Annotated in this window: 3 rRNA genes; all 3 read right to left on the bottom strand. The window is 55.8% G+C overall.

Going from position 1 to position 5,831, the window contains the following annotated elements:
* Positions 1 to 3 precede the first annotated feature (3 nt).
* Positions 4 to 120: ribosomal RNA gene (rrf, locus tag EER34_RS17350) — 5S ribosomal RNA — on the bottom strand.
* A 100-nt stretch (positions 121 to 220) separates the two neighbouring features.
* Positions 221 to 3,324 (bottom strand): 23S ribosomal RNA (locus tag EER34_RS17345).
* Between the two features lie 426 nt (positions 3,325 to 3,750).
* Positions 3,751 to 5,273 (bottom strand): 16S ribosomal RNA (locus EER34_RS17340).
* The 16S, 23S and 5S rRNA genes sit together here, the layout of an rRNA operon.
* Between the last annotated feature and the right edge of the window lie 558 nt (positions 5,274 to 5,831).

Raw genomic sequence — 5,831 nt, 5'->3', positions numbered from 1 at the left:
GAAGTCCGGCGGTGTCCTACTCTCCCACAGGGTCCCCCCTGCAGTACCATCGGCGCTGAGAGGCTTAGCTTCCGGGTTCGGAATGTGACCGGGCGTTTCCCTCTCGCTATGGCCGCCGAAACACTATTGATGTTTCAGTCTGCACACAACGAATACGTTGGTGCGGTTCTCGACCGTACATCGAGAACCACTCAGTGGACGCAAGCACCATGAACGGTGTGTTATCAAGTCATCGGCTTATTAGTACCAGTCAGCTGCACGCATTGCTGCGCTTCCACATCTGGCCTATCAACCCAGTAGTCTGGCTGGGAGCCTCTCGCCCGAAGGCATGGAAGTCTCATCTTGAGGCCGGCTTCCCGCTTAGATGCTTTCAGCGGTTATCCATCCCGAACGTAGCTAATCAGCGGTGCTCCTGGCGGAACAACTGACACACCAGAGGTTCGTCCAACCCGGTCCTCTCGTACTAGGGTCAGATCCTCTCAAACTTCCTACGCGCGCAGCGGATAGGGACCGAACTGTCTCACGACGTTCTAAACCCAGCTCGCGTACCGCTTTAATGGGCGAACAGCCCAACCCTTGGGACCTACTCCAGCCCCAGGATGCGACGAGCCGACATCGAGGTGCCAAACCATGCCGTCGATATGGACTCTTGGGCAAGATCAGCCTGTTATCCCCGAGGTACCTTTTATCCGTTGAGCGACAGCGCTTCCACAAGCCACTGCCGGATCACTAGTCCCGACTTTCGTCCCTGCTCGACCTGTCAGTCTCACAGTCAAGCTCCCTTGTGCACTTACACTCGCCACCTGATTGCCAACCAGGTTGAGGGAACCTTTGGGCGCCTCCGTTACTTTTTGGGAGGCAACCGCCCCAGTTAAACTACCCACCAGGCACTGTCCCTGAACCGGATTACGGTTCGAAGTTAGATATCCAGAGTGACCAGAGTGGTATTTCAACAATGACTCCACAAGAACTAGCGTCCCTGCTTCACAGTCTCCCACCTATCCTACACAAGCCACACCGAACACCAATACCAAGCTGTAGTAAAGGTCACGGGGTCTTTCCGTCCTGCTGCGCGTAACGAGCATCTTTACTCGTAATGCAATTTCGCCGAGTTCGCGGTTGAGACAGTTGGGAAGTCGTTACGCCATTCGTGCAGGTCGGAACTTACCCGACAAGGAATTTCGCTACCTTAGGATGGTTATAGTTACCACCGCCGTTTACTGGGGCTTAAATTCTCAGCTTCGCCTTGCGGCTAACCGGTCCTCTTAACCTTCCAGCACCGGGCAGGCGTCAGTCCGTATACATCGTCTTGCGACTTGGCACGGACCTGTGTTTTTAGTAAACAGTCGCTACCCACTAGTCTCTGCGGCCTCCAAACGCTTTCGGAGCAAGTCCTAATACGTCGAAGGCCCCCCTTCTCCCGAAGTTACGGGGGCATTTTGCCGAGTTCCTTAACCACGATTCTCTCGATCTCCTTGGTATTCTCTACCTGACCACCTGAGTCGGTTTGGGGTACGGGCGGCTAGAACCTCGCGTCGATGCTTTTCTTGGCAGCATAGGATCACCCACTTTTCATCCGCATCGTGTCTCAGCCTGTATGAGCGACGGATTTGCCTATCGCTCGGCCTACGCACTTGCACCAGGACTACCATCGCCTGGCTTGGGCTACCTTCCTGCGTCACACCTGTTAATACGCTAACCGCCTCAGCATAGGGTCGTGTGCTAGGCCCAGAGCGTCACCCCGAAGGGATCAGTCACTGGGATTCAGACACTTAGCATTACTGGATTGGTTTGGGCGGTTCTTCGCCGGTACGGGAATATCAACCCGTTGTCCATCGACTACGCCTGTCGGCCTCGCCTTAGGTCCCGACTTACCCAGGGAAGATTAGCTTGACCCTGGAACCCTTGGTCTTTCGGAGGACGTGTTTCTCACACGTCTTTCGCTACTCATGCCTGCATTCTCACTCGTGTGGCGTCCACGGCTGGTTCACACCGCCGCTTCACTCGCCACACGACGCTCTCCTACCCATCAACACGGCTGGACCACGAAGGCCTACCAATAATGTCAATGCCACAACTTCGGTGGCGTGCTTGAGCCCCGTTACATTGTCGGCGCGGAATCACTTGACCAGTGAGCTATTACGCACTCTTTCAAGGGTGGCTGCTTCTAAGCCAACCTCCTGGTTGTCTAAGCAACTCCACATCCTTTCCCACTTAGCACGCGCTTAGGGACCTTAGTTGGTGGTCTGGGTTGTTTCCCTCTCGACTATGAAGCTTATCCCCCACAGTCTCACTGCTGCGCTCTCACTTACCGGCATTCGGAGTTTGGCTGACGTCAGTAACCTTGTAGGGCCCATCGGCCATCCAGTAGCTCTACCTCCGGCAAGAAACACGCAACGCTGCACCTAAATGCATTTCGGAGAGAACCAGCTATCACGAAGTTTGATTGGCCTTTCACCCCTATCCACAGCTCATCCCCTCAGTTTTCAACCTAAGTGGGTTCGGTCCTCCACGACGTCTTACCGTCGCTTCAACCTGGCCATGGATAGATCACTTCGCTTCGGGTCTAGGACATGCGACTGAATCGCCCTATTCAGACTCGCTTTCGCTACGGCTACCCCACTCGGGTTAACCTCGCCACATATCGCTAACTCGCAGGCTCATTCTTCAAAAGGCACGCTGTCACCCCTACTAAGGAGGCTCCAACGGTTTGTAAGCAAACGGTTTCAGGTACTATTTCACTCCCCTCCCGGGGTACTTTTCACCTTTCCCTCACGGTACTTGTCCGCTATCGGTCATCTGGGAGTATTTAGGCTTATCAGGTGGTCCTGACAGATTCACACGGGATTTCTCGGGCCCCGTGCTACTTGGGATACTCTTCGCGCCAAGGGAGGCATTTCGACTACGGGGTTCGCACCCTCTCTGACCGGCCGTTCAAAACCGTTCGTCTATACCTTCTTGTAACGCCGGCTGCTCGGCAGAGCAGCCCGAAAAGTCCCACAACCCCGAATACGCAACTCCTGCCGGATATCACACGTACTCGGTTTAGCCTGTTCCGGTTTCGCTCGCCACTACTAACGGAATCGCGGTTGCTTTCTCTTCCTGTGGGTACTGAGATGTTTCACTTCCCCACGTTCCCTCTACCCGCCCTATATATTCAGGCGGGAGTCACTAGGTCGGCACGCCGCCCAGCGGGGTTTCCCCATTCGGACACCCTCGGATCAAAGTGTGCTTATCCACTCCCCGAGGCTTATCGCAGATTGCTACGTCCTTCTTCGGCTCCAGATGCCAAGGCATCCACCGTTTGCTCTTAAAGACTTGAAATCACATGAGTTTCATCAGAATCGACATGGACCGAAGTCCACATGAAATTGACTAATGATCTTTAAGATCATCAATATGAACCAACCCGAAGGTCGGTTCAAAAGATGCTCGCGTCCACTGTGTAGTTCTCAAAGTACGGGCGGTACCCTCCCCGCACACCAGCTGCTGCCGGCGCCAGAAAGGGCCCTGAGTTGCGGTACCCCCGAACCCCCCGAAGGAGACCCAGCGGCATCCGGTCCCTCAGGACCCAACAGCGTGCAGTACGGGGCGTCCAACCCCCCATCGTTCCCACCGCAAGCGGCGTACTAGATGAGGACTCGCAGCCCCCGCACCTCGTCAAATGTTCCACCCATGAGCTAACCGGCCGAGAACATGCGTCTCGGAACCGGCGCCTGGACACCCCGAAGAGTGCCAGATGCTCCTTAGAAAGGAGGTGATCCAGCCGCACCTTCCGGTACGGCTACCTTGTTACGACTTAGTCCTAATTACCGATCCCACCTTCGACGGCTCCCTCCACAAGGGTTGGGCCACCGGCTTCAGGTGTTACCGACTTTCATGACTTGACGGGCGGTGTGTACAAGACCCGGGAACGTATTCACCGCAGCGTTGCTGATCTGCGATTACTAGCGACTCCGACTTCATGAGGTCGAGTTGCAGACCTCAATCCGAACTGGGACCGGCTTTTTGGGATTCGCTCCACCTCACGGTATTGCAGCCCTTTGTACCGGCCATTGTAGCATGCGTGAAGCCCAAGACATAAGGGGCATGATGATTTGACGTCATCCCCACCTTCCTCCGAGTTGACCCCGGCAGTATCCCATGAGTTCCCACCATTACGTGCTGGCAACATAGAACGAGGGTTGCGCTCGTTGCGGGACTTAACCCAACATCTCACGACACGAGCTGACGACAACCATGCACCACCTGTTCACGAGTGTCCAAAGAGTTCTACATTTCTGCAGCGTTCTCGTGTATGTCAAGCCTTGGTAAGGTTCTTCGCGTTGCATCGAATTAATCCGCATGCTCCGCCGCTTGTGCGGGTCCCCGTCAATTCCTTTGAGTTTTAGCCTTGCGGCCGTACTCCCCAGGCGGGGAACTTAATGCGTTAGCTGCGTCACGGAATCCGTGGAATGGACCCCACAACTAGTTCCCAACGTTTACGGGGTGGACTACCAGGGTATCTAAGCCTGTTTGCTCCCCACCCTTTCGCTCCTCAGCGTCAGTTACGGCCCAGAGATCTGCCTTCGCCATCGGTGTTCCTCCTGATATCTGCGCATTCCACCGCTACACCAGGAATTCCAATCTCCCCTACCGCACTCTAGTCTGCCCGTACCCACTGCAGGCTGGGGGTTGAGCCCCCAGTTTTCACAGCAGACGCGACAAACCGCCTACGAGCTCTTTACGCCCAATAATTCCGGATAACGCTTGCGCCCTACGTATTACCGCGGCTGCTGGCACGTAGTTAGCCGGCGCTTTTTCTGCAAGTACCGTCACTTTCGCTTCTTCCTTGCTAAAAGAGGTTTACAACCCGAAGGCCGTCGTCCCTCACGCGGCGTTGCTGCATCAGGCTTTCGCCCATTGTGCAATATTCCCCACTGCTGCCTCCCGTAGGAGTCTGGGCCGTGTCTCAGTCCCAGTGTGGCCGGTCACCCTCTCAGGCCGGCTACCCGTCGACGCCTTGGTGAGCCATTACCTCACCAACAAGCTGATAGGCCGCGAGCCCATCCCAGACCGAAAAATCTTTCCAACTGCTAACCATGCGGTTGCAGCTCGTATCCAGTATTAGACGCCGTTTCCAGCGCTTATCCCAGAGTCCGGGGCAGGTTGCTCACGTGTTACTCACCCGTTCGCCACTGATCCACAGAGCAAGCTCTGCTTCACCGTTCGACTTGCATGTGTTAAGCACGCCGCCAGCGTTCATCCTGAGCCAGGATCAAACTCTCCATAAAGAAATGTTGCATACCAAGACCGGAAAAAGATCAAGGCAGCGAGTTTGAACTGACCAAACGGATGTCATTACTGACATATCCATGCCAACCCCCCAAAGAGGATTGGACTTTGATCCAAAGGAATCTCACCCAGCCAAAAAGGCTGGTCGAGGTAATTTGGCATTTGACAAGTGCACGCTGTTGAGTTCTCAAGGATCGGATGCTCCCACCAACCAGCCTCACGACCGGCCCAGCAGGGCAACTTCACTATCTTATCTCCCGCCGGCTCGCTGGTCAAATCGGCGCCGTTCGGATCCGAAGACCCTCTACGACGGCGTGAGACCGCGCTTCCGAGGAAGGGAGCTCCCTTCCTCGGACCCGGAGGTCGTTCCACTCGGAAGTGGTGATGAAGGGAGGTGGTTGTCACTTGAGGGGGGTAAGGCTCTCGGCCTCTCCGCTTCCCTGTGGGGCAACAACAAGAACATTACCCGGCACCCGCCCGCTCGTCGAATCCGCGCCGCCGCCCGGGCGTGTCGCACCCACGCGCACCCCCAAGCCGACGCCGAGAACACCTGATCG

Origin of the sequence: Microbacterium sulfonylureivorans (genome assembly GCF_003999995.1) — a bacterium.
GTDB classification, from domain to species: domain Bacteria; phylum Actinomycetota; class Actinomycetes; order Actinomycetales; family Microbacteriaceae; genus Microbacterium; species Microbacterium sulfonylureivorans.
This window is presented reverse-complemented; position numbering and strand designations above follow the sequence as displayed.